We start from the raw sequence: 2,312 nt of genomic DNA, 5'->3' as shown, positions 1-2,312 counted from the left end.
AAGCGCCGTGGAGGAGGGGGAGCCAGGTCTCCCAGACGGAGGCGTCGAAGCTGGGTGAGGTGCGGGCCAGGACGCGGTCCTGCGGTGTCAGTCGCAGGTGGTCGGCCATCCAGGCCATGTGGTGGACGGCGGCGCCGTGGCTGATGACCACGCCCTTCGGCTTCCCGGTGGAACCGGAGGTGTAGATCACGTACGCGGGATGGGACGGCGTCACCACCGCCTCGGGTACGCCAGGCCGTGCCGTGGCCCAGGACGCGGTCGCATCGACGGCGAGCACCGGGACGGAGTGCGCGGGCAGCCGGTCCCGTACGCCGTCCAGCGTGAGCAGAAGCTTCGGCCGGGCGTCGTCCAGCATGTACGTGACGCGGGCGGGCGGGTAGTCGGGGTCCACCGGCAGGTAGGCGGCGCCGGCCTTCGTGACCGCGAGCATCGCCACCACCGACTCGGCCGTACCGGGCAGCGCGAGAGCGACCAGATCCCCCGCCGCGACGCCGCGCTCACCCAATTCGCGCGCGAGGCCGTTCGACTCGGCCTCCAACTCCGCGTACGTCAGCGTCCGTTGCCCCTCGCGGACGGCCACGGCTCGCGGGGTGCGGGCGGCCTGCGCGCGGAACGCCTGCTCCAGCGTCGTCCGCGGTACGTCGCGGGTCTCGCCCCGGCCGAGCTCGACGACCTCGGCCCGCTCGTCGGCGTCGAGCAGGCCGACGCCGTGCACCGGCTGGTCGGGGTCGTCGACGACGGCGGTGAGCAGCCGGGCGAGCCGCTCGGTGAACGCCCGGGCCGTCGCCGGCTCGAACACCTCCGTGGAGAACTCCAGGCTCCCCTCCACCCCGGCGGGGCCGCCCGCCTCGTCGCGCCTCTCGGTGAAGCTGAAGGTCAGGTCGAACTTGGCGATGCCCGTGTGCACGGGGTGCGGGGAGACCTCGAGGCCCGGCAGGTCGATCCGCGCCGACTCCTGGTTCTGGAGCACCACCATCGTCTGGAACAGCGGGTGGTGGCTCTGCGTGCGCTCGGGGCTGACCGCGTCCACCAGCCGCTCGAACGGCAGGTCGGCGTTGGCGTAGGCGCCCAGGTCGAAGTCCCTTACCCGATCGAGGAGTTCGCGGAAGGTGGGATCACCGGAGACGTCGGTGCGCAGGACGAGGGTGTTGACGAAGAAGCCGACGAGGTCGTCCAGCGCCTCGTCCGTCCGTCCGGCCACCGGCGTGCCGAGCGGAATGTCGTCACCGGCGCCGTGCCGGGACAGCAGCGCGGCCACCGCGGCCTGGAGCACCATGAACAACGTGCATCCGGACGACCGGGCGAGCCGGGCGAGTCCGCGGTGCAGCCGCTCGTCCAGGACGAAGCCGAGCGCGTCGCCCCGGTGCGCGGCCACCGCCGGACGCGGCCGGTCGAACGGTAGGTCCAGCACCTCCGGCATCCCCGCCAGCGCCTTGCGCCAGAACGCCAACTGCCGGGCGGACACGCTTTCCTCGTCCGATTCCTCGCCGAGGGTCCGCCGCTGCCACAGGGCGTAGTCGGCGTACTGGACGGGCAGCGGCTCCCAGTCCGGTGCCGCACCGGCGAGCCGAGCGCGGTAGGCGGCGCCCAGGTCCCGGGCCAGCGGGGCCAGCGACCAGCCGTCACCCGCGATGTGATGCAGCGTCAGTACGAGCACGTGAGCATCGGGCCCCGTCCGCAGCAGCCGCACGCGCACCGGGACGTCGGACTCGACGTCGAACGCCTCCGACACGGTGGCCGTGAGCGCTTCGTCCAGCCTCCCCGGCGCCACGTCCACCGGCTCGGCATCGAGCCGCACCGCCCCGGCGCCCAGCACCAACTGCCGTGCCACGCCGTCGGTTTCGGGGTGAACGGTCCGCAGGGTCTCGTGCCGCTCGACGACGTCGCCCAGCGCGGCGCGCAGCGCTTCGGTGTCGAGCCGGCCGTCCAGCCGCAGCACGAGCGGAATGTTGTACGTGGGGCTGGGCCCTTCGAGACGGCCGAGGAACCACAGGCGTTGCTGCGCGTACGACAACGGCACGAACTCGGGACGGCTCTGCGGACGCAGCGCGGGACGTACGGTCCCGCCCACCGCGTCGAGCGCGTCGGCCAGCGTGGATACCGTGGGGTGCTCGAAGAGGGTGCGCACCTCCAGCTCGACGTCGAGTGCGGTGCGGGCGCGGCTGACCAGGCGGGTCGCCAGGAGCGAATGTCCGCCCAGCGCGAAGAAGTCGTCGTCCACGCCGACGTGTTCGATGCCGAGTACGTCGGCGAACAGATCGCGCAGGATCTCCTCGCGTGGGGTGCGGGGGTTGCGTGCGTTGTCGGTGTGG

General features: G+C 72.8%; 1 protein-coding gene. It reads right to left on the bottom strand.

Annotated features, from left to right (window positions below):
- The coding region (locus CK485_RS26370; RefSeq protein ID WP_146214596.1) for a condensation domain-containing protein at positions 1 to 2,312 on the bottom strand (2,312 nt) is incomplete at both ends.

Source organism: Streptomyces sp. ICBB 8177, assembly GCF_003144095.1.
Lineage (GTDB): Bacteria > Actinomycetota > Actinomycetes > Streptomycetales > Streptomycetaceae > Streptantibioticus_D.
This window is presented reverse-complemented; position numbering and strand designations above follow the sequence as displayed.